The sequence below is a fragment of the Isoalcanivorax indicus genome (assembly GCF_003259185.1).
GTDB classification, from domain to species: Bacteria; Pseudomonadota; Gammaproteobacteria; order Pseudomonadales; family Alcanivoracaceae; genus Isoalcanivorax; species Isoalcanivorax indicus.
On record NZ_QGMP01000001.1, the window covers coordinates 1,718,587 to 1,743,110 of the forward strand.

Sequence of the window (24,524 nt, forward strand, 5' to 3'; positions counted from 1 at the left end):
CGCTCGTGCACAGTTCAGGTTATGCGCCTTGCGTCCGGTGATCTGTACGCCAGCACACCGATGCCCGGCCTTGCGTTTACAGGTTTGGTTCGCGCTTGATGACAAGCAGTATGAAGCCGCCGAGCGCCGCCGCAGAACCGGCGACAAAGTACCAGGTGGTGCTGTCGGTGAAACGACCGGCAAAGGTTTCAAATACCTGTTCACCCACGCTCTGTGAGGCCTGATAACCGAAGTACAGCAATACGGCTCCAGCGATCAGGAGAAGAATACCGAGTATGTGTTGAGTGGCCATAAGGGGTCATCCGTGTTATGAAGTATCATGCCAGGGCATGCCTTACCATGAGCCGGCCACCTCCTCGACGTCTGTACGCTGGCCAACATAACCGGGCTACCCAGGACAGTCTCCATGATCAAGGCGCCCCGATATCAGGACAATCAGTTGCTTGGCGCCCTCTCCCACGATGCCAGAGAGCGCCTCTATCCCCACCTGCGTCTGGCCGAGCTTCCCCTTGAGTCGGCGCTTTATGAATCCGGGGATGTCATGAAAGATGTGTTCTTCCCCACCGACGCCGTGATCTCCCTGCTTTATGTCATGGAAGATGGCCATGCTTCCGAGATTGCCATGATCGGCCATGAAGGCATGGTCGGCATTGCATTATTCATGGGGGGATTGAGCACACCCAGTCGCGCCATCGTGCAATGTCAGGGGCATGCCTGGCGCCTCGGCAGAAAACAGTTGATGGCAGAATTTGATCTGCATGGCCAGTTTCATCATCTGCTGTTGCGCTACACCCAGACACTCATTACCCAGATGGCCCAGACGGCCGTCTGTAACCGCCATCACAGCATTGACCAGCAACTCTGTCGTTGGCTGTTGCTGTCACTGGATCGCCGCAAGGGTGACAGGCTGGATGTGACTCAGGAGCTGATTGCGGGCATGCTGGGCGTGCGTCGGGAGAGCGTCACCAAAGCAGCGAGCAAGCTACAGGACGCTGGCGTCATTCAGTACCATCGTGGGCATATTCATGTTCTGAATCGCCCCGAGATAGAACGACGCTGCTGCGAATGCTATGCCGTCGTCAAAAATGAATTTGACCGACTCCTGGATGATGCCAGCAAGATACCGCGGCACCTGAAGGCGCCGACAGAAAAATGAGATGATGTCGTCGCCGATGCCTCGGGCAGGAGGGCACAGCCGCGCCCCCCGCCCGGCCCGCCTCAGAGCTGGATCATGGGTACAAAACCACCGAATATCAGACGCTTGGCGTCAAACGGCATCGGATTGACGTGCGGCTGCAAGCGCGGGTCCTCCATTACCTTCTTCATCCCCGCATCGCGCACCGCCTTCGACGGCCATATGACCCAGGAAAAGATCACGGTTTCGTCCGGTTGGCACTTCACTGCCATGGGGAAGGACGTCACCTCACCGTCCGGCACATCATCCCCCCAGCACTCCACATATTGTGTCGCCCCGTGCTCCATGAACACTGGCCCGGCCTCGTTGATATGCTTCTGAAAGTCAGCCTTGTTTGCAGTGGGTACTGCAGCCACAAATCCGTCTACGTACGACATGCTTGTCTCCTGTGTGTCGCCTTATCACAACGGCAGCACGATGCCGCCGTATCAGACTGTCGTCTCGCTGGCCGCCGTTTCGACAGCCGGTCGAAAACCCCGTGACGACAGCAGGACCATCCCGCCATGAAAAGCACATCACGGCTCATCACCAGATCAATACCGAAGGCGCTGAAGCCATCTGACAATGCCCCGGCCTTGCAGACATAGCAGAAGCCCGACGGCAATGCGCAGCACATCATAAACCAGCTGCGCGCGAATACGTCCCTGGGAAGTCCCTGCGAAACCGCGCTGATCCTGCCAGAGAAACACGGTGTTATAAGCCAGAGAAGGCAGCGCCAGCGCGATCAGGCCAACGCCGAGTACCGCATAGGCAGCAACCTGGAATTCCCCGGCAACAGGGGCCATGGCATTCGCCTGAGACGAGGGGGGCATATCCGGCATCAGGGCCCGGGCCAGCGCCGCTGGCCAGGCTATGAGTGACAGAACCAGAACGAAATAAGCAGCAAACAGGACGGCGTAATACAAATGCCAGCGATCAGGAAACCCCGCGCTGTCCAGCGTGATCATCTCGAGCGCTGCGAATGAGTACAGCAGCATCTGAATACCCTTGAAAACGCCATAGATGCCCAATAAACGAAGGGCCAGCGCAAGCAGCGGCAAAGGGGTCATGGTCGTCTCTATGTGGCATGATCTGCGTAATACTAACCTCACAGATGCGGCAATCCCACACGGTCCGCATCGACACACTCACTCTGAACTACACCATCGAAGGTGATGACAAGCCGCTGCTGCTTGACTGGTTTCGGCAAAAACACCTCGCTCAAGGCGACATAAAATACACCACCATCCGCAAATGCCGGTGTTCGTCCACGGTCAGCATTTCGTGATCGAACTGATGCACCCTGCCCGCCGCATCGCCGACCTCATGGAAGCCCCGCGCATAACCGCTGGGGTCGGATGACGCCCACCAGCGGCGGAAGTCCGGTGATACGGCTTTCAGCCCCTCGACCAGGGCCACCATTGCCGGATCATCCGGCGTGGCCGCCATATCGCAGCGGAACTGCGCCAGCAAACGTGGTGCTTCGTCTCGCCACTGCGGCAGCCGCTGACGCAGCGCCGGGTCGGCAAACAGCATGTGCAGGATATTCCGTTCCTGCCGGGGGCGCTGTTCCAGATCCAGCAGTTGCTGGGCCGCAGCATTCCAGGCAATCACATCCCAGCGCAGGTTGGTGACGTAGGCAGGACGGAGCGTCAGATCATCCATCAGTTGCTGCACACGGGGCGACACCTGGTCCCACTGGTACGCTTCCACCGGCGGCGGGCGGCGCTGGGCGAGCAGAAAAAGATGGCAACATTCCGCGTCATCCAGCTTCAGGGCTTTCGATAACCTGAGAAGGACCTCTTCGGAGGCATTGATATCACGGCCCTGTTCGAGCCAGGTGTACCAGGTCAGCCCCACCCCGGCGAGCGTCGCCACTTCTTCCCGGCGCAAGCCCGGGGTGCGGCGGCGGCCGGTGGGTGGCAAGCCGACATCCACCGGCCGCAGTGTTTCCCGGCGTTGGCGCAGGAAAGCGGCCAGTGCATCGCGACGTCGTTCGAGGCTGCGTTCGGGCATGGTGCGGCTCCCGGCAAGGGTATGGCGACGGATAACGGTATTACTCTGAATACCAGGATAAGCAGCTATATTGTACCTGTATAAATCACAGCACAGACTGACGCCTCCCGTCCACATTCCAGGAGGCACCATGCAGGCCTGCTCCACCGACCTCACCCTTGAAGACGCCCCGCCACCACCCGCCGATGCCCGGGCCTGGGCGGGGCTGGCGGTGCTGGCCCTGCCCACCTTCCTGCTCGGGCTGGATGTCACCGTGCTCTATCTCGCCCTGCCCGCACTCGCCGCCGATCTGCAACCCGGCAGCACCCAGGCCCTGTGGATCATGGATATCTACGGCTTCATGATCGCCGGCTTCCTGATCACCATGGGCGCACTGGGCGACCGCATTGGCCGCCGTAAACTGTTGATGATCGGTGCGGCGTTGTTCGGCCTGGCTTCCGTGCTGGCGGCCTTTGCGCCCAGTGCCAACGCGTTGATCGCCGCGCGGGCGATGCTGGGTATCGCCGGTGCGACCCTGATGCCCTCAACACTGGCGCTGATCAGCAACCTGTTCAGCCAACCCCGGCAGCGGGCCCTGGCCATTGGTGTCTGGGCAACCCTGTTTGCGCTGGGCATGGCTGCCGGGCCGGTGGTGGGTGGCCTGCTGCTGAGTCTGTTCTGGTGGGGCTCCGCATTTCTGGTGGCGGTGCCGCTGGTGCTTCTGCTGCTACTGCTGGCGCCTCGTCTGCTGCCCGAACACCGGGCCAGCAGCCAGGCGCCTCTGGATCTCGGCAGCGTGGCGCTGTCGCTGGCTGCCATTTTGCCGGTCATTTACGGCATCAAGGAACTGGCGCGGCTTGGCCTGCATGGCAACGCGCTGCTGAGTCTGTGTGCCGGGCTGATGCTGGCCGTGGTGTTCGTACGGCGACAACAACGTCTGGCCCATCCCCTGCTGGACATGACCCTGTTTGCCAGCCGCCGTTTCAGCGCCGCACTGGTGGTCTTGCTGGTGGGCCTTGTGGGGGTTGCCGGAGTGATGCTGCTGGTCACGCAATACCTGCAATTGGTGGCGGGCCTGTCACCGCTCGCGGCGGGGCTATGGATGGGGCCGCCAGCCCTGATGATGGTCTGCGCCGGGATCGGCGCCCCCCTCCTTGCGCGGCGTTTCAGGCCCGGGCTCGTGGTCGCCTCGGCCCTAACGCTGTCCACCCTTGGCTATCTGCTGCTGGCCCGATTATCCGCATCGGCCGAAGCCGTACCCGTGGCCATCGCTGGCTTCTCGCTGGTATATCTGGGTCTGGGCACGATCGCCGCGCTGGGCACGCATCTGGTGGTCAGTGCGGCACCGCCTGCCCAGGCAGGCTCGGCCTCTGCCATGTCCGAGATGGTGCAGGAGATGGGCATCGCCCTGGGCGTTGCACTGCTGGGCAGCCTGGCCACCCTGCTCTATCGGGTTCGCATGGCGACGCTGCCGGAAGTCACCGCAGGGGAGCTGGCGCCGGACCACCCGGCTCTGGACAGCCTCTGGGGTGCCGCCCGTGACGCGGGCACGTTGATATCGCCGTCGATGCTGGAGGAGGCGCGCGCCGCGTTTGTGCACGGGCTGAACATCACGGCGGGCCTCAGCGGCCTGGCGATACTGCTGCTCGCGCTGCTGGCCGCCCTGACATTACATCATGTCAGGGCGCTGGATGACGGAAGCCACGCGTGATCCGCGACTGTCGATCTCGGTTGCGGTCAAGCGACTTCATTGACGGCATTGACAAACATACGCTGGAGGGAGAAGCCCATGCATGACGATGCGCGCGCCTACAACGCCCGCCAGACACCGGACGATCGGGCCATCTGCGATCTGCTGGCCCACGAAATCGATCGCCATCTGCCGGAGGCAGAAAGCCGGGTATGGCATGCCCACCCGGTCTGGTTTCTGGATGGCAATCCGGTGGTCGGCTACAGCAAGCTCAAGCACTGCGTGCGCCTGCTCTTCTGGAGCGGCCAGTCGTTCGAGGAACCCGGCCTGAAAAAGGAAGGCCGCTTCAAGGCGGCCGAAGCCCGTTACACCCATGTGGATCAGGTGGACACCGATGCCTTGGCTCGCTGGCTCGGCAAGGCCCGGGACATACAATGGGATTACAAGAACATTGTGCGCCGCAAGGGTCAGCTGGAACGCTTGTAAGCCGCCGCCCATGGCGGACTATCGCCGGTGACGGCAATGCATGATCGCCGGCGACGCCTCGGGCATGTCCATGGCCAGGCCGGCCTGATGCCTGAGCACATTCAGGATGCCCAGTTTGCCGGGTAAAGGACTTTGCGGTGCTCCCCAATGCCGGTACAGGGTAAAGGCGCTGCTGATGGCCCGCTCCGGTGATCCCCAACGGGCGAACGGCGTGCTGCGGAAACGGGAAGACAGCAGTAACTCACGGGCCGCGTCTTGCGGTGGCACGCCGCGAAGGCAGGCCGTGTACAACTGCGCTTGCAAGAATTCCCAGTAGTCGATTTGTTGGCGTACCATCTTGCGCGTGGCCAGCGGCCCGTGGCCCGGTACCAGCACATCTGCATCCAGCTGCAGCAACCGTTGCAGCGCACGAACCAGATTCTCCACCGGCCCGGCCCAGGCAACAGGCGTCGAATCGGCGAATACGATATCGCCGGTGTAAGCCACCCGCCGCTCCGGCACAAATACGATGATATCGCCATCGGTATGGCCCGGGCCCACCTGGGTCAGTAGCAGTTCCACACCATTGATGCGCAGCGCCGTCTCTTGCACAAAGGTTTGCGTGGCGGCTTTTACCCGCACACCCCGAAAATCATAGGGTGACAACATCTCGCCCATGTAGCAGCCAAAGTCAGAGACGGTGCGCATGGGAAAATGCCGCGACACCGAAGCCGCGTGCTTGAGCGCGGTCATGGCGCGGGGGCTGGTGTGGTGCATCTGATCGACGCAGGCTTGCGACGCAATAATGGTCTGCTCCGCAAACAACTGGTTGCCCCAGCAATGGTCACCATCGGCATGTGTATTGATGACATGGCTGATGGGCGAATCCGCTGTAACGGTCTGCATCGCGTCCAGCATTTCGGTGGTATGCCCCAGGTCCCAGCAGGTATCAATCAGGACGCTCTGGCCCTTGCAATCCAGCAAGCCGATATTGGTTTCGCCCCAGGCGCCGTTGGGCACCATCCAGGCATAGCTGTCTTGCGCGACGCGATAGAGCCCCTCACGAAACAGTGGCCGCTCGCCGAAGCGTGTCAGCAACCTTCCGGGGCCCGTCAGCCATGTTGCGCCCATGCCGTCTCTCCGTTACAGGATGGTATGCGTGATCTCGCCGACGCCTTCGATAGCAAGGCGCAAGGTGTCGCCGCGTTCGAGCAAGCGGCCCGCTTCCATCCCGCAGCCGCCGGGCAGTGTGCCGGTGCCGATCAACTCGCCGGGGAACAGGGGCTCGTTACATGACAGAAAAGACAGCAGCTCGCCGAGCGAGTAACGCATGCCGGCCGTAGAGGTGCGTGTCACCAGATCGCCGTTGAGATGAACGGTGCCCGCCAGTGCGTCAATGCGCGGCAGCACTTCGTCGGCGGTGACCAGCTGCTGCGAGATTGACGACATGAAATGTTTGCATTTTTGCGGACCGAAACCGGATTGCATTTCTGCGCGCTGAATGTCCCGGCCTGAAAAATCATTCAACACGACGAAGCCGCCAATGGCGTCCAGTGCTTGCTCGGGTGAGGCGTTGTGCAGCGGTTTGCCGAGCACGATGCCGAGCTCCAGCTCATAGTCGAAAGCGCGGGTGTGATCGGGATAGGCGACGGCGGTATCACCGGCAACGATGCTCAGATGATTGCCGAAGTAATAGATCGGCTGGCGCTGCCACAGGGCGGGTGGCCGGAAGGCCGGGAAGGGCCGGCGCATCACGGTTTCGTACAGCCGCGTCAGGGGATACACCGACGGCATGAAGCGGCGCACATAGCCGCGCGAGGATTGAATCCAGTGGCGCTCGAACAACATGCCGTCGCGAAACGAGCGCGGCTGAAACGGCAGTAATGCGGTTTCCCCGGTCCGGGTAACGTCAGGTTGCAGCCCTGCGACAGCAGGCGCGAGCGGCAACAACCAGTCCGGCGGCTGTGCGCCAGGCGGACCATCGATGACCACCAGGCGTGAGCCTTCCGGGGCGGCTGCGTCGCGCAGGCGTTTGATTTTCATCCACAAGTCCTCCGTGATGCGCTAGCATGTATCCAACTGGATACCTGCGATATGCCGTAAAGTATCCAGTTGGATACCCCCTGTCAAACGGAGCAACGGGATGGCAAAGGTGTCAGGCATCGTTATGCCGGAAGGCAAACGGCTGCTGCTGAACGCTGCGGCACGATTGGCCGCACGTCGCGGCAGCGCGCACGGACTGGTGTTGCGAGAAGTCGCGCGGGAAGCCGGGCTGAACCACAACACCTTCTATCGCCACTTTGATGATATGGACGCGATGTTGCAGGCCATCGCGGAAGACTTCGCCACCCAGCTGCGCCAGGGCATTCGTGCGGCACGGGCGAACGCGGCACCCGGCGCGCCGCCTTCCCTCGACGTGGTCGGCTGGCTGTTCGATCACGCGCAACAGTATGCGGACGTCTTCACCGTCGCCCTGCGTGAACTGCACGGCCCACCGGGGCCGCTGCGTGATGTCGTGCGCCAGACCCTGGCGGATATTGCCCAGGACATGCACGAGGACCTGTGCCGGTTTCCCGGACTTGGCGCGATCGACCCGGTTCTTCTGCGTCAGGCCGTCGACCTGCTGGTGCGCCATAGCGTCTGGCTGTGCCTGGATTTCCTGGAGCAACCCGAGCGCCGCGAGGCGTTGCTGGATAACGCCCGGGAAGCCTTTACCACCCTCACCCTCGGCGTCCTGGCCCGCAGCAAGCCCTGAGCGATCGTCATCTTTCAGTGACGCACGTGGTCGATCAATGCCCGTAACTTTGGCGCCAGGTTTTTGCGCTGTGGGTAATAGAGATAAAACCCGGGGAATGGCGGCAGGAAGTCCTCAAGTAACCAGACCAGCTCGCCGCGTTCCACGTAGGGCCGGAAGGTCTCGCGCGTCGCAAAAGTGATACCGGCACCACACAGCGCCGAACGCAGCATCAGGCGCAGGTCATTGGTGGTGATTTGCGGTGCCACGGCAACGTCAAAGGCAACGTTGTTTTCTTCAAACTCCCACCGGTAAGGCGCAACACTCGGCGCCCGGCGCCAGCCGATGCAGCGGTGGTGAATCAGATCGCGGGGATGGGTGGGCGCGCCATACGTGGCCACGTAGGCCGGTGCGGCCACAACGGCTTCTCGTTGGGCGCCGGTAACGGGCACGGCAATCATGTCCTGTTCAATCACCTCTCCCAGTCGCACGCCCGCGTCGAAACCGGCCGCAACGATATCGAACTCCTCATCGGTGACCGTCACATCAAGGGTGATCGCCGGGTGGGCCTCGGCAAAAGCCGCGAGCAAGGGACCGGATAGAAACTCCTCGGCGATCGAGGTCACGGCGAGCTTCAACAGGCCGCGCGGCTGATCTTCCGCCGCCAGGCTTTCCAGCACCCCGGTAATGTCGGACAGCGGTCGCGCCAGCGCCGCTGACAACCTCTCACCGGCTTCGGTCAGCCTGACCGAGCGCGTGGTGCGCGTGACCAGCGCAGTGCCGATGCTGTCTTCCAGGCGCCGCATGCCCTGGCTTACGGCGGAGCGGGTCACACCGAGTCGGTCCGCCGCAGCGCGGAAGCTATCTGCTTCCGCCACCGCCTGAAACAAAGAGAGCAAATTCAGATCGATATTCATTGTCAAGCACCGCTAACCGCCGAGTCCAGAAGTGAAGGGATACCGGCTACAACGGGAAATGTCTACCTTTCCTTCATCCACACAGAAGGAGAGCACAATGAACAAAATTGTTCTGGTAACCGGCGCGTCCGGCGGCATTGGTGAAGGCATCGCCCGGGAGCTCGCTGCCCACGGCGCCAAGGTGTTACTCGGGGCGCGTCGAGGCGACCGTATTGACGCCATCGCCAAGGAAATTCGTGCAGCCGGCGGCACGGCAGAGGCTCGGATACTGGACGTCACTGATTGCAGCGCCATGGCAGCGTTCGCCCAGGCCGCCCTGGACCTTTGGGGGCGCATCGACGTTTTGGTCAACAATGCCGGTGTCATGCCTCTGTCCCCCCTTGCCGCCGGGAAACTGGATGAATGGGAGCGCATGGTCGACGTGAACATCAAGGGGGTGCTCTGGGGCATCGGTGCCGTGCTGCCGATCATGACGCGGCAGGAGAGCGGTCAGATCATCAACATCGGCTCGATTGGCGCGTTGCAGGTCGTGCCCACTGCCGCCGTCTATTGCGCCACAAAATTTGCGGTGCGCGCGATTTCCGATGGGCTGCGACAGGAAAGCAGTGCCATCCGCGTGACCTGCGTGAACCCCGGCGTGGTGGAAAGCGATCTGGCGTCGACCATTACGCATGAAGACACCAGGGCGGTGATGGATCAGTACCGTGCCATTGCGTTGCAACCAGAGGATATCGCCCGGGCGGTACGTCAGGTGATCGAAGCACCGGATAGCGTGGATACCACCGAGATTACCCTCCGACCCACAGCCTCCCCGCAGTGAAGCGCGGGCATGAGAGGAAGCACCTATGACAGTTTCCCTGGATAATCGCCGCTCGAATCACGTCGCATATGCCGTGCTGATCACGCTGACTTGCGTGATCAGCGCCATGCCGGCGTACGCCACGAAGACATCGGCGGCAGCGCGCAATCAAGCTATCGTGCAGCACGCTTTTGACAACTGGGCTCGGGGCAGCAATGTCTTTACCGAACTTCTGGCCTCTGATGTCAGATGGACAATACACGGCTCGGGCCCGATGGCCGGCACTTACGTCGGTCTTGAACATTTCATTGCGCAAGCTGCTGCGCCGCTGACCAGCCGCCTGATGAGCCCGCTGATTCCCGAGGTTCATGATATCTGGGCGGTGGGCGACGCCGTGATTATCCGCTTCGACGCATCGGCCACAACAACCTCGGGTGGCATCTACACCAACCAGTTTGTCTGGATCTTCAGGATGCACGAGGGTCTTGTCACGGATGCGGAGGCGTTCCTGGATCTCGTGGCCTATCAGGACGTGGTCGACAACAATGTTGCGAGACAGCCGTGATCCCTGGCTTCCGGTTGTGGAGAGGATGTCGAATTGCCACCGCGCCTTTCGACTAACGGCGACCAATCCGGTCAGCCTGATGTGCAGAGCGTTTGTGGAGAGCGTTATGGCAGAAGAGAAAAAGGTACAGGGTCCGGCGTCCTACTTCCCGTCTATCGAGAAGCGCTACGGGTTCCCCATCAGCCACTGGCTTGAGCTGCTGGAAGCACAAAAAGAACTCAAGCACATGGAGATGGTGGCGCTACTGAAGAATGATCACGGGCTTGGCCATGGGCATGCCAATGCGTTGGTCGCTTATTTCCGTCATCAACGCGGCGCTGAGCATTAAACCGTACACAACAACGATCCATGTGCAGTATGGCGTACATTCTGGTGTGTCATGCGCGGGCAATGATGCAGGTTTTCAGCGGGTGCGCAGTAGCAGGCTCATTCCCACCGTGCGCGGTGCGCCCGCCAGGGCGCCGTAGTCGCCGCCGCCATTCAGGGCAAAGACAGCCGTCATGTAATCTTCATCCGTGAGATTGCGCGCCCACAATTCGACCTCCCAGCGCGCATGACGCACACCAACGTGGGCATCCAGCAGTCCCCTGCTGTCGACATGACTGCCGGTGCCGCGCTCGGTGGTGCCGTGATAACCGCTGCGCCAGTGGTAATGCAGGCCGCTGTACAGCTGGCGGCCGTCGCTCAGCAGGTAGACGTGGCGCAGGTCGGCGTAGGCGGTCCAGCGCGGTGCATTGGCCATGCGTTCACCGCTGAGGTCACAGAACAGCTCGCCGGATTCCGGCGGGCACGGTGCTTCCGGAAAATCGAGGTAACGCGCGTCGTTGTAGCCCGCCCCGGTGGCCAGATTCAGGCTGCCAGGCAACGGGGTCTGCGCCTCCACTTCCACCCCGCGGGAACGCACCCGTTCAACATTGATGATGTTATTCATCTGCGGGATCAGTGGCGACGAATCCGGGTTGTAGGTCAGCGCCTGGTAATCACGAATCTCGATCTGGTACAACGTCATGCTCACCTGCGCCTGGCCGGGCAGCGGCGCGATCACGCCGGCTTCCAGACTGCGGCTTTGCTCCGGCCTGAAGGTCGGCGGCACACTGCCAGACACCGTCTCACCATTGATGCCCCCTGGCTTGAAGCCGGTGCTGACGCCGGCCTGATAACGCACGCCCGACGCCATGGTGTAACCGCCATACAGGCCACCATCCAGACTCTCGTCGCGGCGCCGGTGACGGGCATCGCTGTTCTGCCCCAGCAGCGCCGCACGCAGGGCCAGAAACTCGGGGATCGGCGGTATCGGTTGCAGGCCGCCCACGCGTCGCGCTGTGGTGCCGTGCGTACGATCGTGGCTGTGGCGCAATACCGCGCTGACATCAATGCCGGGCCGGGGTGCCCAGTCTGTCTGCGCATAAAGGGCTCGGTGACGAGCGGATTCCGTGCCCGGCGACACCACCGTGCCGCCATCGAGCACACTCGCCAGCAGCGCATCGTCCATCGGCGGCAATCCCATGCCGGCCGTAAACCAGCGCGCCGCATCCGGGCCATATTGCAGGCCTCGCACCCGGTCATGGGATTGCTCCAGATAATAGGCGCCCAGGCGATAATCCAGTGACACGCCCAGCGCCCCTTCCAGACGCAACTCCTGACTCCACTGCTGATGCGCCATGCTGGCCCCACCGCGCGGCGCCACCGCCAGATCGATGCTGTCCAGGTCATACCAGGCATCCATCTGCCAGTCGCGCCAGCCGGTCACACTGACCAGGCGCAGCGCGGGCGACACCCAGGCATCCAGGTGCAGGGTGGCGGAATCCTGATCCATCAGTCGGCGATTGTCCGAGTCTTGCGCCACCTGGCGCGAGTAAGGGTTGGCGGGCAACAGCGGATGTCCCAGTGCAGCCGCCCGGGCCTGCGAGGCCTGGCTGTAGTGCGCGACAGAATAGGCGCAGCACGCTTCATCAAGCCGCGTGCGTTCAAGCAGCAGGCGCGCCCGCATATCCGCCAGCGGCTGCCACAACAGTTGAACCCGGGCGCCATCATGATATTCGTTGTTGAGCTTGCGGCCATCAAACCGGTTGTCGACCACACCGTCGCGCCGGTGACGATAGGCCGATACGCGGGCAGCCAACTGCCCCGGCAGCATTTCGCCGTTGGCCACCAGTTGATGCTGCATCAATCCGTGACTGCCCAGCGTGCTCTGCAAGGCCGCGCCGGTATGCCACTCAGGTGGGCGATGACGCAGATGCAATGCGCCCACGCTGGTCGCCGGGCCAGGCCCGGCCAGTGCCGGCGTACGCACAATCTCCACCGATTCCAGATCGTAGAGATGCGCAGGAAACAGGGCCTGGCGCCCCAGATACACCTCATCCACAGTGACGCCAACACTGCCGCGCATGCCATCATTGAACGCGGTGGTGCCGAGGCCACGCAGAAAAATGCCGGTATTGCGATTATCCGGCTGGGTCATCTGCAACGACACGGTGCGCAATGCCAGCTGTTCGGCATCGATACGATGGTCGCTGATCGACCGGGGCACGTCAGCGCCTTGCTCCGCGACCACATCAATGACCGGTAGCTGCGCCGCCCGGGCGACAGACTGCAAGGCCACCAGGCCCAGCACACTGCACCATAGCGCGACGGTATATGACCACCGCCTGAAGAAGTCGGCCTGACTGCACCACATCCCTGGATTCCCCCCAGAACAGTTTCTTTTTTTATGCCTGCGGACCACCACCCAGCAGTGGCAATCGCAAGCGGGCCACCGTGCCGCACCCGTCTTGCGCCGGCAGCAACGCAATATCGCCGCCATGATGGCGAACGATCTCACGACACACATACAGGCCCAGCCCGGACCCCGCGGTGGTCTGCTCGTTGGCAGCGCGGTAATACTTCTCGAATACCTTTTCCACATCTGCCGGTGGCACGCCCGGCCCCTGGTCGCGCACGGTAATCACGGCATGATCCCCCTCGCGGGACAGGCTGAGCGCCACCGGCGTATCAGCGGGCGCGTATTTCAGTGCATTGTCCACCAGATTGGCCACCACCACCCCGACAAGATCGGGATCAACGCGGGCCGGAATGGCCTCGTCCGGCAAGGAGATATTCAAGCGTTCATCGGCGCTCGGGGCAATGCGACTTTCCAGAATATGGCGCAGATCACAATATTTCAGACGCAGGCGCGACGGGGATGCAATGCGGTCGTCCGCCAGCAGGTTCTCGATGACGCCGATCAACCGGGCCACCGACCGGCGAATACGCGATACGCGGCGATGCACCGGCTCGTCCACCGGCGTCGCTTCGGCCGCCAGGCCCTGCGCGGCGGAGTCGATCACCGCCAGGGGTGTGCGCAACTCGTGGGACAACATGGCGACAAACTGGCGCTGGCTCTGCAGCGCGCGCCGTTCGCTTTCCAGCGCCTCCCGCAAACGCCCCTGAGCGTCGGTGCGCTCGGCCACCTCCGTACGCAAGCGATCGTTGGCCACATCAAGATCGTGCGTGCGTTCCCGCACCCGGGCTTCCAGCGCCCGTTCGGCAGCCTGGGCGGCCTGCAGCGCGGCCTCCTGGGCACGACGGCGCCTCAGTTCCGTGCGCCCGGCGCGTTGCGCCAGCACCAGATTGAGCAGCACCAGATGCACCAGCGCGCCGACGTTCGGCAGATGATCCACCAGCGGCACTGTCTCCAGCAGCTCGAACGCCCTGGCAATCACCGCCAGCAAACCCGCCACCAGCGGCATGAACGCGATGGCATAGACCCGCACGCTGCGATGCCGGAACAAGGCGTGCAGCATCATGCCGGCAAAGCTGACGATGGCCACCACGGTGAGCAACCTGAAGGCGCGTACCGGATCAAACCCCGGCTGCAGGCCTGCCGCGCCGGCCGCCCCCAGTATGATGAAAGCGGCAATCAGCACGCGCCCGAACTGGTAAAGACGCGGATAGTAAAGTCGCGTCCTGAAGGCCAGCAGGACAAAAGACGTCATGAACACCGCACTGGCGGCAAACAGGGTCCGCGAGGTCGGGTAATACCAGGCCGCGAAGGCGGGCACCATCTGTAGCAGGTAGCCGCCGACCACCAGCGAAAACAGCGCCGTGGACAACAGCGCGAGAGCGTAGCGCAGGTAAAGCGGGTCTTTCAGACCGCGCCAGAAAAACAGGTTGATCACCACCACCAGCAGCATCATGCCAAAGTACAGCCCGAACCCGGCATATTCGGCAGCCACAAAACGCGACATGGCGGTATGTTCGAACAGCAGCAGGTCTATCGCCAGGCGCGGTGTGGTGATTTCCAGATAATAGACCGTCACACTGTCGGCGGCGGGAGACAGCAGGAAGGCCGCGCCACGATAGGGAATATCACTGTCATTGCGGCCCTCGGTCAGCGCGCGCACCCGCGTCCTGAAGCCCTCATTCGTCACATCGTGCAGCGCCACGTGCGCGACATAGGCAGGCAGCAACTTCAGTACCCAGTCGCGACGCGCCGTATCGCTGCGTTGCAGGCACAGCCGCAGCCACACGGTTTCATGGTTTTTCACATGCACACCGGAACGGGGCAGCGGCACAAAGGCACTTTCCGGCAAAGCTGCCACCTCTTCCACCGACCCCGGCGACAGCTCCGGGGAGACACGTGTCAGCCCGGCACCCAGTGTGGCGACACCGAATTCGCCCGCTTGCGTGAGCTGTGCCGCCGTACAGCCGGGCGCGGCGGCCGCAGGCGTGCACCAGGACAGCAGCACCAGAGCCAGGCCCCAGCACAAGGCGCCGCCACGCAACATGATCACGGTCTCACCACCGGCAGCCATGTGCTGCGAGCACCTGGCAAGCTGGCTATACTGGCCAACGGACAACGTCGGGCCGGGAAAGGCAACATCAGAAGGGGATACATGATAGGCAAGGGAATCCGTGTCTGTGTGGTCGAAGACGACGAAGACCTGCGCGAGGAGCTGGTCTGCGCCCTGTCGCGGGAAGGCTTCGAGGTACGCGCCTTTCCCGGATCACGAGAGCTTTACGCCGCATTGCTGCATCAGAGCACCGACCTGTTGCTGCTTGATCTGGGTCTGCCCGGTGAAGACGGCCATACCATCATGCGTCGTCTCAAGGATGCCATGCCCGTCGGTATTGTCATCTGCTCTGCCCGCAGCGCCGTGGATGAACGTGTTCTCAGCATGATGACCGGCGCCGATGCCTATCTGGTCAAACCGGTCGACATGCGCGAGCTGGTGGCCACGCTGATCAGTGTTTATCGCCGTCTCGGCAAGAGCACCGCCCCTGCCCTCCCCGATGCCCCACGCTGGTCTCTGGCCGATGAAGGCTGGACACTGCGTGCGCCGGATGGCGCCTCCCTGCCGTTGAGCCCCTCCGAAGGCACAGTCCTGAAACTTTTGTTTAGCACCCCCGGGCAGCCGGTCTCCCGCGACAGTATCGTTCAGGCGCTGGGCCACAACAGCGACTATTATCTGGATCATCGCCTGGACATGCTGTTCAGTCGCTTGCGCCGCAAGGTACGGGAGCATTGTGGCGAGCGCTTGCCTGTGCGTGCGGTGCGAGGTATCGGCTTTATTCTGCGTCCCTGATTTTCCACCGGCGAAGCGGCTCTTCGCAATGCCCCCGGTCGTAATGTGAGTTAGCGGTGAGTTTCGCAACCATCCGTGAGTGTCCCCGTCTTCCCCCGCGTCTAGATTTACCCCCATGTAACGTACCGTAGCTGGATCGTCGCTGCGCCGTAACAGGCCGGGCCAGGCGTTGTGCCTGCAGCCAGGCCAATAACAAACGCTCCTTGGGGGAGATTATCCAATGTATTTGCCTGCTAGCGGCCTTCGCGCCCGCCTGGCCTTGCTGATGCTGGTCCTGCTGACCACGCTGTCCAGCGTGGCCGGGGCCGACATCATTCGCGCTTTTGATACCCGTGCCAGCTTTGATCAGCGCGGTGACATTCAGTTGATCGGCAACACGCTGCTCACCTGTACCGGTACCGGGTGTGCCAATATCCAGAACGGGACGGACACCGGCGGCAGCGCCCATAACGGCAATCGCAACATGGTGTACGTCAATGTCGACGCCATGGCGGGCTTCCCCAATTCTTCCTCTGCCGATCTCGCACTGCCCGCCGGGGCCACGGTGCAGTTCGCCGGCCTTTACTGGGGCGCCCGCGCGGCGGAGACCTCCCTGACCCGGGGCGATATCCGCTTCCGCGTTCCCGGCACCCCCGGTTATCACCAGATCAGTGCCGCGGTAGTCGACACCGTGCCCAATCAGTGGACCAACGCCTCCTCCCATCCTTACCAGGCGATGGCCGATGTCACCGCCCTGGTCGCAGCGGCGGGCTCCGGCACCTACACCGTGGCGGACCTCACCGCCAACAACGGTAACGGCGGCACACTGGGTAACTATGGTGGCTGGGGTCTGGTGATCATCTACCAGGATAGCAACGAGCCCTTCCGTCGGCTGATGGTGTATGACGGCGCCGCCGAAGTGGACAACAGCAACAACGTCAACATCACCGTCGAAGGCCTGCTGACGCCCCTGACCGGCGCGTTCAGCACCTATCTGGGTGCCCTGGTGTGGGAAGGCGACCTGAGCTACTCCGGCGACCAGTTCCGCCTCAATGGCACCGCATTGAGTGATGCCCGCAACCCGGCCAACAATTTCTGGAACAGCACCATCACCCGGCTGGGCCAACACATCACCACCAAGAATCCGCATTACGTCAACCAGCTTGCGGTGGACATCAACTACGTAGATGCCTCCGGCATTCTGGCCAACGGCGCTGACAGCGCCACGCTGACCTTTTCCACCACCATGGACGCCTACGCCCCCCATGCTGTGGCGTTCGTGGTAGAGCTGCATGCCCCCGACCTGATCAGCTCGCTGGATATCGACGGTGTGGATGTGGACGGCGGGTTGCTGCTGCCCGGCGATGAAATCGAATACACCATTACCTTCAGCAACACCGGCGCCGACGATGCCACCAATGTGCTGCTGGAAGCACCGCTGCCTGCGGGCGTGACCCTTGTGCCCGGCAGCCTGGAGATCATGACCAACGCCAGCGGAGCCCCGACAGGCCCGCAAACCGACGCCGTGGGCGACGACCTGGCCGAGTTCGACGGCAATAGCGTGATCTTCCGCGCGGGCACCGGCGCCTCGGGCTCCGAGGGCGGCGCCATGCCGGTGGGCGAAAGTGCCAGCCTGCGTTTCCGGGTGCAGGTGGATAGCACGCCGGCCGTGGTCGGCGAGACCCTGTCCAGCGAAGTCTTTGTGACCTACAACTCCGCCACGCTGGGTACGGAATACAATGCCTCCGGCAGCGTCACCCTCAACCTCAGCGTCGCCAGCGAAGCCGAGATCGAGGACGAACTCGAACTGACCCTGCTGGACATCACGGCCGGCACGCCCACCAGCGTCACGGTCGGTGGTCAGCTGACCTACACCTTTACCGTCGCCAACAGCGGCAACCTGAGCCTCAGCAATCTGAGCCTGGATATCGACCTGCCGGTGACCGGTGTGAGCTGCACCAACGCCAGCCTGGCGCCCTCGGCGCAGACGACCTGCCAGGCCACCGTGACCCTGACCCAGGACATGCTGGACAACGAAGAAGTCAGCTTCAGCGCCAGCGCCACGGCCACCGGGCCACTCGGGACGTTCAGTTCGGTGTCGGTCAGCGAAACCACGCCGCTGGATCTGTTGCCGGAACTGGTCAGCATCGCCCGCTTTGCGCCCATTGATGCGCTCACCAATGCCGACCCGGTCGGCTTCCTGGTGACCTTCAGCAAGGAGGTTACCAACGTCGATGTTAGCGACTTCATGCCTGTCGGCGCCGCCGCAGGGACCGCGTCGATTCTGAGTGTCGCCACGCAAGGCGGCGCGCACAGTTATCTGGTCACCGTCACGGGCATCGCCGAAGCCAACGGCACACTGGGGCTGGCCCTGTCCCCGGCCAATGACATCGAGGACAACGCTGGCGCGGCGCTGGCAGACCTCGCGCCCACCGGCATCAACCAGACCTATACGCTGGACAACACGCCACCGCCAGTTCCTGTGGTGAGCGGCATCAGCGATGACACCGGCGTCAGCGACAGTGACGGCATTACCCAGGACAACACCCTGCTGTTCCAGGGCACCGGTGAAGCAGGCAGCCTGATCACCGTCTACCTGGACGGCACACCGCTGGGCACCACCCTGGTCGACGGCACTGGCGTCTGGACCTTCGACCACAGCGGCACCACGCTGCCCGACGGGACCTACGCCATCACGGCCACCGCCGAAGACAGCCTGGGCAATACCTCTGCACTGTCCGGCGCACTGACCGTAGTCATCGACACGCAAGCCCCTGTCCCGACACTGGATCAGGACGGCGCTCAACTGAACGACAGCACCCCGACCCTGACCGGCACCACGGAACCGGGCGCCTCGGTGGTCGTGGTGGTGGACGGCGAGACCTACACCACCACCGCTGATGCCACCACCGGCCAGTGGAGTGTCACCGTCACCGAGGAACTGGCGGACGGCCAGCACCCCGTCGAGATCACCATTACGGATCTCGCTGGCAACAGCGGCAACGACACCTTCAGCCTGGACATCGACGGCGAGCCGCCTGCGCTGGAAAGTATCCAACGCCACGCCCCCACCGAAGAGATCACCAACGCCAACATCGTGACCTTCCTGGTGAGCTTTGACGAAGCAGTGGTGAACCTGGACGTCACCGACTTTGTGCTGACCGGTGCTGCCGCAGGCGACGCCATGATCAGCAATCTGGTGCCGCAGCCGGGTGGCCTGCAATACCTGATCGAGGTCTCCGGCCTCGACACCGCCGACGGCCTGCTGGGCCTGGCGATTTCCGCCACGGCCGACATTCTCGACAGCCATGGCAATGCCCTGGTGCCCGCCGTGCCGCCGATCAACGAAGGCTATGTTCTCGATAACACAGCGCCAGTGCTGGACGGGGCCACTGTCGACGAGGACACCCTGACCCTGGGCTTCGACGAAACACTGGATGACGCCAGCGTGCCCGCACCCGGCGATTTCACGGTGGTGGTCGATGGCAACCCCGTCACAGTGACCGGCGTGAGCGTGGTCGGATCAGACGTGATACTGACGCTGGAAAACAGCGTCTCCAGCACCGCCGACGTTACCGTCAGCCATACCCCCGGCACCAATCCGATTCAGGATCTCGCGGGTAACCCGGCGACCGGCTTCAACGACGAATCTGTCGCCAACAACACCGCCGACAACGTGCCGCCGCAACTGGACAGCATCACCCGCCACGATCCGGCGGACGAACTGACCAACGCCGACACGGTGATCTTCCAGGTGAGCTTTGACGAAGATGTCGTCAACGTGAGTGCCAGCGATTTCATCGCCACCGGCGCTGCGGCGCTGGATGCAGAAATCACCACGGTGACCGGCAGCGGCAGCGTCTGGTTCGTCACGGTCAGCGGTATTGCTGAGGCCGACGGTGAACTGGGTCTGGCGCTGAGCCCGAGCCAGAACATCGAAGATCTGGCGGGCAACGCCCTGGTCATGCTGACACCTGTGGGCAGCAACCAGACCTACACGCTGGACAACACGCCGCCCACCGTGCCGAGCATCACCGGCATCAGCGAAGACACCGGCGTCAGCGACAGCGACGGCATTACCAGCGACAACACCCTGCTGTTCCAGGGCGAAGGCGAGCCGGGCAGCACCGTGATCGTGCGCCTCAATGGCGATGTGATCGGCACCACCGTCGTGGCCGGCAACGGCACCTGGACCTTCGACCACAGCGGCACCCCGCTGGCGGATGGCAGCTACACCGTGACCACCGTGGCCGAAGATGCGCTGGGCAACACCTCGGACGCCTCGGAGCCCTTTACTGTCGTGGTGGATACTGACACCGCTGACCCGACACTGAACCAGGACGGCGCCCTGCTCAACGACAGCACGCCAACCCTGACCGGCACCGCCGAGCCAGGCGCGACCGTGGTGGTTGAAGTGGATGGCCACAGCTACACCACCACCGCTGACGGCACGGGCCAGTGGACGCTGACCGTGACCGATGAACTGGCTGACGACGAGCACCCGGTGGTCGTTACCGTGACCGATGTGGCGGGCAACACGGCCACCGAGACCTTCACGATCAGCATCGATGGCGAGCCGCCCGCGCTGGAAAGCATCCAGCGGCATACACCCACGGATGCCATCACCAATGCGAACACCGTGACCTTCCTCGTGAGCTTCGACGAAGAAGTGGTGAACGTGGACGCTACCGACTTCGTCCTGACCGGCGCCGCCGCAGGTGATGCGATGATCAGCAACCTGGTGCCGCAAGCCGGTGGCCTGCAGTACCTGGTTGAAGTCTCCGGCATCGACAGCGCTGACGGTCTGCTGGGTCTCGCGATTTCCGCGACCGCTGACATTCTCGACAGCCACGGCAATGCACTGGTCCCCGCCGTGCCGCCGATCAATGAAGGCTACCTGCTGGACAACACGGCGCCCACGCTGGATAACGCCGTGATCAACGACGACACCCTGACGCTGCACTTCGATGAGGAACTGGATGGCGGCAACGTGCCCGCCCCGGCTGACTTCATCGTGCTGGTGGACGGCAACCCGGCCACGGTGACAGGCGTCGCTATTGTCGACGAGACGGTGGTGCTGACCCTGGACGAAGGCATATCCAGCAACGCCACCGTGACCGTCAGCTACACGCAGGACGCCACGCCGCTGCGCGATCTGGCTGGCAACCCGGTGGACAGCTTCAGCGACGAACCGGTCGCCAACAACACGGACGACAATGTGCCGCCGCAGCTGGACAGCATCACCCGTCATGACCCGGCGGATGAACTGACCAACGCCGATACGCTGATCTTCCAGGTGACCTTTGACGAAGACGTTGCCAATGTGGACGCCGGTGATTTCATCGCTACCGGCGCTGCGGCAATTGATGCGCAAATCGCCACGGTGACCGGCAGCGGCAGCGTCTGGTTCGTCACGGTAAATGGTATTGCTGATGCCGACGGTGAACTGGGCCTGGCGCTGAGCCCGAGCCAGAACATCGAAGATCTGGCAGGCAACGCGCTGGTTATGCTGACACCGATTGGCAGCAACCAGACCTACACGCTGGACAATACGCCACCCGCCGTGCCGAGCATCACCGGCATCAGCGAAGACACCGGCATCAGCGACAGCGATGGCATCACCAGCGACAACACCCTGCTGTTCCACGGCGAAGGCGAGCCGGGCAGCACCGTGATCGTGAGCCTGGATGGCGACGTGATCGGCACCACCGTCGTGGCCGGTGATGGCACCTGGACCTTCGACCACAGCGGCACTCCGCTCACGGATGGCGAATATATCGTGACCGCCGTGGCCGAAGATGCGCTGGGCAACACCTCCGATGCCGCCGAGTCCTTTACCGTCATCGTGGTCACGCAGATCGACCCGCCGACCCTGGACCAGGACGGCAGCACGCTGGATAGCGGCACCCTCACCGGCACCACCACCCCCGGCGCCAGTGTGGAGATCGAAATCGATGGCCATACCTGGACCGTCATCGCCGACGAAAACGGCGACTGGTCTGTGGATCTGGACGAGCTTGGCGAAGGCAGCCATGACGTGGTCATTACCGTGACCGACGAGGCCGGCAACAGCGATACCCACACCGGCACCGTCACCGTGCAGGCACCGACGGTGCCCGTGATCAGCGGTATCAGTGACGACACCGGCGTCAGCAACAGCGACGGCATCACCGCCGACAATACCCCGGCCATTCATGGCAGTGGTGCGCCGGGGCAGCTGATTGTGGTCTCCCGCGATGGTACTGAAATCGGCACGGCGCTGGTCGACATGGACGGTCTCTGGTCGCTGCCGCACAGCGGGCTCGCGCTGGGCGACGGCGCCTATGTCATCACGGCGGTGGCCGAAGACACCCTGGGTAATACCTCGGCGATCTCGCAGCCCTTCGCGCTGGTCATCGATACGACCACGGCGATCCCGACGCTGGATCAGGACGGCGAGACCCACGACGCCACCCCGACCCTGACCGGGGACGCGGAGCCGGGCGCCACCATCACCCTGACCGTGGGCGGTGACACCTGGACCACCACCGCTGACGCCAGCGGCCACTGGAGCGTGGAGATCGTGGACGGCCTGCCCAACGGCGATTACACCGTCACCGTGGAAGCCACCGACACGGCGGGCAACACCGCCTCGGGCGATTACACCTTGAGCATCGACATCGATCTGAGTGTGTTGCGCCGCATCGAACGCGATGACCCGCAGCAGCGTGAAACCAACGCGACCCAGGTGCACTTCCTGCTCAGCTTCAGCACGCCGGTGGCTGGTGTCGACGCGACCGATCTGGCCCTGACCGGCCCGGTGGCGAGCGACGCCATGATCAGCCTGGTGACCCCGCTGGGTATGAACACGGACGGCGAGGACATCTACCGTGTCACCGTCATCGTGAGCAACGCACCCAACGGCCAACTGGGGCTGGCGCTGGACGGCGGTCAGACCATTGTGGACCAGTACGGCAACCCGCTGGGCACGACTACTCCTGGCCAGAACCAGAACTACCTGCTGGATAACCGCGCGCCAGAGCTGGCGGCAGATAACGGCGCCACCGTGAACGGGCCGACCCTGCTGCTGGAGTATGACGAGCCGCTGGACGAAAGCGCCGTGCCCGACACGAGCGATTTCACCGTGATCGTGAACGGCACTCCGGTCGCCGTGACCGGCGTCAGCATCAATGGCCCGACCGTTGCGCTGACGCTGGAGACCCCGGTGTCTCCGGGTGCCCAGGTGTCGCTGAGCTACACCCCCGGGACCACGCCGCTCAGCGATCTGGCGGGCAACCATGCAGACGGCCTGACGGACCAGATTGTCAGCAACCGCACCCTGCGCGAGGTCGAAACCGGCCTGCGCGGTGTCGGCAACGGCGGCCTCGGTCTGCTGTTGCTGCTGGGCCTGGCGGCGGGACGGCGGCGCAAGGCCACCTGGCGCGCCGCCGTCGCCGGGCTGGGCCTGCTTGCCACCAGCCTGTTCTCAACCAGTGCACTGGCTGCCAATGATGCCGCGAACGGCCACTACCCTTATGTGGGCGGCGGTATCGGCCAGTCGCGCCTGGCGCCCGACACCCACAACACCGGCTACCGCGTCGATGACAAATACGACACCGCTTTTGACCTGTTCGTCGGCTACCAGTGGCACGCACACTGGAGCGCCGAACTGTCCTGGCATGATCTGGGCGCCGCCGAACTGGCGCCCACCCTGCCGGGCCTGGACCCGCTGGATGTGGACTACCGCTTCCTCGGCCTGTCCGGTATCGGCTACCTGAACGGCTTCGACTGGGACGCTCGCGGCTGGGACCTGTTTGGTCGCCTCGGCGTGGGCACCCTGGATACCTCCGGCAACGGCGGTGTCAGCGTGGATCAGGACAAGGACTGGCAGGTGTTCTTCGGCGCTGGCGTGGAATACCGCTTCGCCCGTGGCTGGGCCACGCGCCTGCAAGCCACGAGCTTTGACAAGGACGCGGCCGTGGTGACGCTGGACCTGCTCAAGCGCTTCGGGCGCCGACCGGCACCGCCCGCACCGCCGCAGGACAGTGATGGTGACGGTGTGATGGATGAGCTGGACCAGTGTCCGGATACCCCGGCGGGTGTCCAGGTGGATGAGGTGGGTTGCCCGATCGACAGCGACGGCGACGGCGTACCGGATTACCTCGACCAGTGCCCGAACACGCCGCGTGGCGTCAAGGTGGACGACACTGGCTGCCCGCTGGACTCCGACGGTGACGGCGTACCGGATTACCGTGATGCCTGCCCCGGCACGCCGCCCGGCGCGGTCGTGGACGAACAGGGCTGTGAGGAAGCCTTTGCACTGGAAGTGCGCAATATCCTGTTCGCCACCAACTCGGCCGCTCTGACGGAGCGCGGTCTTGCCGCCGTAGCACGGGTCGCGGAGTACCTCGGCCAGAGCGACACCCGCTTGCGGATTGTCGCGCACACCGACAGCCAGGGTGCTGCCGCGTACAACCAGCAGTTGTCTGAACGGCGTGCCGCGAGTGTCATGGAGGCCCTGATCGCCCAGGGTGTTGATCCGACCCGGCTTGAATCACAGGGTCGTGGTGAAGAAGCGCCCATTGCCGACAACAGCACGGCCGAAGGCCGTCAGCAGAATCGTCGGGTGGAGTTCATTGTGATCGACGACGACGGAGCATGAC

Annotated in this window: 18 protein-coding genes; 9 read left to right on the top strand and 9 right to left on the bottom strand. The window is 63.3% G+C overall.

Annotated elements, in window-relative coordinates:
• Positions 1 to 76: 76 nt before the first annotated feature.
• Positions 77 to 292 (bottom strand): DUF3185 family protein, encoded by a 216-nt coding sequence (locus DKW65_RS07825; RefSeq protein ID WP_111656720.1) that lies wholly within the window; start codon positions 290 to 292, stop codon positions 77 to 79.
• Between the two features lie 114 nt (positions 293 to 406).
• Between DKW65_RS07825 and DKW65_RS07830 the strand changes: the two genes are divergently transcribed.
• A complete protein-coding gene (locus tag DKW65_RS07830) occupies positions 407 to 1,156 on the top strand; it encodes a Crp/Fnr family transcriptional regulator (protein WP_111656721.1) in 750 nt (249 codons plus the stop codon).
• A gap of 62 nt (positions 1,157 to 1,218) precedes the next feature.
• Here DKW65_RS07830 and DKW65_RS07835 read toward each other — a convergent pair whose 3' ends face one another.
• From DKW65_RS07835 to DKW65_RS07845, 3 genes are all read right to left on the bottom strand, one after another.
• Entirely contained in the window at positions 1,219 to 1,572 is a 354-nt protein-coding gene (locus DKW65_RS07835) for a DUF1428 domain-containing protein (RefSeq protein ID WP_111656722.1), read from the bottom strand.
• A 156-nt stretch (positions 1,573 to 1,728) separates the two neighbouring features.
• The gene (locus DKW65_RS07840) at positions 1,729 to 2,244 is read right to left on the bottom strand and encodes a hypothetical protein (protein WP_111656723.1); all 516 of its coding nucleotides are present in this window, start codon (positions 2,242 to 2,244) and stop codon (positions 1,729 to 1,731) included.
• Positions 2,245 to 2,395: 151 nt separating this feature from the next.
• Positions 2,396 to 3,190 (bottom strand): helix-turn-helix transcriptional regulator, encoded by a 795-nt coding sequence (locus DKW65_RS07845; RefSeq protein WP_111656724.1) that lies wholly within the window; start codon positions 3,188 to 3,190, stop codon positions 2,396 to 2,398.
• A gap of 130 nt (positions 3,191 to 3,320) precedes the next feature.
• Here DKW65_RS07845 and DKW65_RS07850 point away from each other — a divergent pair, with 130 nt between their 5' ends.
• Together DKW65_RS07850 and DKW65_RS07855 are read left to right on the top strand one after the other, a co-directional pair.
• Complete coding sequence (locus tag DKW65_RS07850) at positions 3,321 to 4,880, top strand: MFS transporter (RefSeq protein WP_111656725.1); 1,560 nt, start codon at positions 3,321 to 3,323, stop codon at positions 4,878 to 4,880.
• Positions 4,881 to 4,958: 78 nt separating this feature from the next.
• Positions 4,959 to 5,345: a DUF1801 domain-containing protein gene (locus DKW65_RS07855; RefSeq protein ID WP_111656726.1), complete on the top strand. Its 387-nt coding sequence runs from the start codon at positions 4,959 to 4,961 to the stop codon at positions 5,343 to 5,345.
• Positions 5,346 to 5,363: 18 nt separating this feature from the next.
• Here DKW65_RS07855 and DKW65_RS07860 read toward each other — a convergent pair whose 3' ends face one another.
• Positions 5,364 to 6,455, bottom strand: a complete 1,092-nt coding sequence (locus DKW65_RS07860) for an MBL fold metallo-hydrolase (protein ID WP_111656727.1) — start codon at positions 6,453 to 6,455, stop codon at positions 5,364 to 5,366.
• A 12-nt stretch (positions 6,456 to 6,467) separates the two neighbouring features.
• Positions 6,468 to 7,367 (bottom strand): fumarylacetoacetate hydrolase family protein, encoded by a 900-nt coding sequence (locus DKW65_RS07865; RefSeq protein WP_111656728.1) that lies wholly within the window; start codon positions 7,365 to 7,367, stop codon positions 6,468 to 6,470.
• 100 nt (positions 7,368 to 7,467) lie between these two features.
• On the opposite strand from DKW65_RS07865, the gene DKW65_RS07870 reads away from it, so the two are divergent.
• Positions 7,468 to 8,079: a TetR/AcrR family transcriptional regulator gene (locus tag DKW65_RS07870; RefSeq protein ID WP_111656729.1), complete on the top strand. Its 612-nt coding sequence runs from the start codon at positions 7,468 to 7,470 to the stop codon at positions 8,077 to 8,079.
• 14 nt (positions 8,080 to 8,093) lie between these two features.
• On the opposite strand, the gene DKW65_RS07875 is transcribed toward DKW65_RS07870, so the two are convergent.
• Complete coding sequence (locus DKW65_RS07875; RefSeq protein WP_111656730.1) at positions 8,094 to 8,975, bottom strand: LysR family transcriptional regulator; 882 nt, start codon at positions 8,973 to 8,975, stop codon at positions 8,094 to 8,096.
• Positions 8,976 to 9,072: 97 nt separating this feature from the next.
• Between DKW65_RS07875 and DKW65_RS07880 the strand changes: the two genes are divergently transcribed.
• The 3 genes from DKW65_RS07880 (at position 9,073) to DKW65_RS07890 (ending at position 10,667) form a co-directional block, all read left to right on the top strand.
• Positions 9,073 to 9,795 (top strand): SDR family oxidoreductase, encoded by a 723-nt coding sequence (locus tag DKW65_RS07880; protein WP_111656731.1) that lies wholly within the window; start codon positions 9,073 to 9,075, stop codon positions 9,793 to 9,795.
• A gap of 25 nt (positions 9,796 to 9,820) precedes the next feature.
• Positions 9,821 to 10,339, top strand: a complete 519-nt coding sequence (locus tag DKW65_RS07885; RefSeq protein ID WP_111656732.1) for a nuclear transport factor 2 family protein — start codon at positions 9,821 to 9,823, stop codon at positions 10,337 to 10,339.
• 106 nt (positions 10,340 to 10,445) lie between these two features.
• Positions 10,446 to 10,667, top strand: coding sequence for a DUF4287 domain-containing protein (locus DKW65_RS07890; protein ID WP_111656733.1), 222 nt, complete (start codon positions 10,446 to 10,448; stop codon positions 10,665 to 10,667).
• Between the two features lie 75 nt (positions 10,668 to 10,742).
• On the opposite strand, the gene DKW65_RS07895 is transcribed toward DKW65_RS07890, so the two are convergent.
• Positions 10,743 to 12,953, bottom strand: a complete 2,211-nt coding sequence (locus DKW65_RS07895) for a TonB-dependent receptor (RefSeq protein WP_162925769.1) — start codon at positions 12,951 to 12,953, stop codon at positions 10,743 to 10,745.
• Positions 12,954 to 13,047: 94 nt separating this feature from the next.
• Positions 13,048 to 15,132 carry a sensor histidine kinase gene (locus DKW65_RS07900; RefSeq protein WP_111656735.1) on the bottom strand — a complete coding sequence of 695 codons (2,085 nt, stop codon included), beginning with the start codon at positions 15,130 to 15,132 and terminating at the stop codon, positions 13,048 to 13,050.
• An 81-nt stretch (positions 15,133 to 15,213) separates the two neighbouring features.
• Between DKW65_RS07900 and DKW65_RS15880 the strand changes: the two genes are divergently transcribed.
• Positions 15,214 to 15,903 (top strand): response regulator transcription factor, encoded by a 690-nt coding sequence (locus DKW65_RS15880; protein WP_162925770.1) that lies wholly within the window; start codon positions 15,214 to 15,216, stop codon positions 15,901 to 15,903.
• Between the two features lie 220 nt (positions 15,904 to 16,123).
• Entirely contained in the window at positions 16,124 to 24,523 is an 8,400-nt protein-coding gene (locus DKW65_RS07910; RefSeq protein WP_111656736.1) for an Ig-like domain-containing protein, read from the top strand.
• Position 24,524 lies beyond the last annotated feature (1 nt).

Coding starts and splice junctions, on each gene's coding strand:
- DKW65_RS07860 (WP_111656727.1), bottom strand. CDS start 6,455: ATGGGCGCAACATGGCTGACGGGCCCCGGAAGGTTGCTGACACGCTTC.
- DKW65_RS07910 (WP_111656736.1), top strand. CDS start 16,124: ATGTATTTGCCTGCTAGCGGCCTTCGCGCCCGCCTGGCCTTGCTGATG.
- DKW65_RS07880 (WP_111656731.1), top strand. CDS start 9,073: ATGAACAAAATTGTTCTGGTAACCGGCGCGTCCGGCGGCATTGGTGAA.
- DKW65_RS07845 (WP_111656724.1), bottom strand. CDS start 3,190: ATGCCCGAACGCAGCCTCGAACGACGTCGCGATGCACTGGCCGCTTTC.
- DKW65_RS07840 (WP_111656723.1), bottom strand. CDS start 2,244: ATGACCCCTTTGCCGCTGCTTGCGCTGGCCCTTCGTTTATTGGGCATC.
- DKW65_RS07890 (WP_111656733.1), top strand. CDS start 10,446: ATGGCAGAAGAGAAAAAGGTACAGGGTCCGGCGTCCTACTTCCCGTCT.
- DKW65_RS07885 (WP_111656732.1), top strand. CDS start 9,821: ATGACAGTTTCCCTGGATAATCGCCGCTCGAATCACGTCGCATATGCC.
- DKW65_RS07825 (WP_111656720.1), bottom strand. CDS start 292: ATGGCCACTCAACACATACTCGGTATTCTTCTCCTGATCGCTGGAGCC.
- DKW65_RS07850 (WP_111656725.1), top strand. CDS start 3,321: ATGCAGGCCTGCTCCACCGACCTCACCCTTGAAGACGCCCCGCCACCA.
- DKW65_RS15880 (WP_162925770.1), top strand. CDS start 15,214: ATGATAGGCAAGGGAATCCGTGTCTGTGTGGTCGAAGACGACGAAGAC.
- DKW65_RS07875 (WP_111656730.1), bottom strand. CDS start 8,975: ATGAATATCGATCTGAATTTGCTCTCTTTGTTTCAGGCGGTGGCGGAA.
- DKW65_RS07865 (WP_111656728.1), bottom strand. CDS start 7,367: ATGAAAATCAAACGCCTGCGCGACGCAGCCGCCCCGGAAGGCTCACGC.
- DKW65_RS07830 (WP_111656721.1), top strand. CDS start 407: ATGATCAAGGCGCCCCGATATCAGGACAATCAGTTGCTTGGCGCCCTC.
- DKW65_RS07900 (WP_111656735.1), bottom strand. CDS start 15,132: ATGGCTGCCGGTGGTGAGACCGTGATCATGTTGCGTGGCGGCGCCTTG.
- DKW65_RS07855 (WP_111656726.1), top strand. CDS start 4,959: ATGCATGACGATGCGCGCGCCTACAACGCCCGCCAGACACCGGACGAT.
- DKW65_RS07835 (WP_111656722.1), bottom strand. CDS start 1,572: ATGTCGTACGTAGACGGATTTGTGGCTGCAGTACCCACTGCAAACAAG.
- DKW65_RS07870 (WP_111656729.1), top strand. CDS start 7,468: ATGGCAAAGGTGTCAGGCATCGTTATGCCGGAAGGCAAACGGCTGCTG.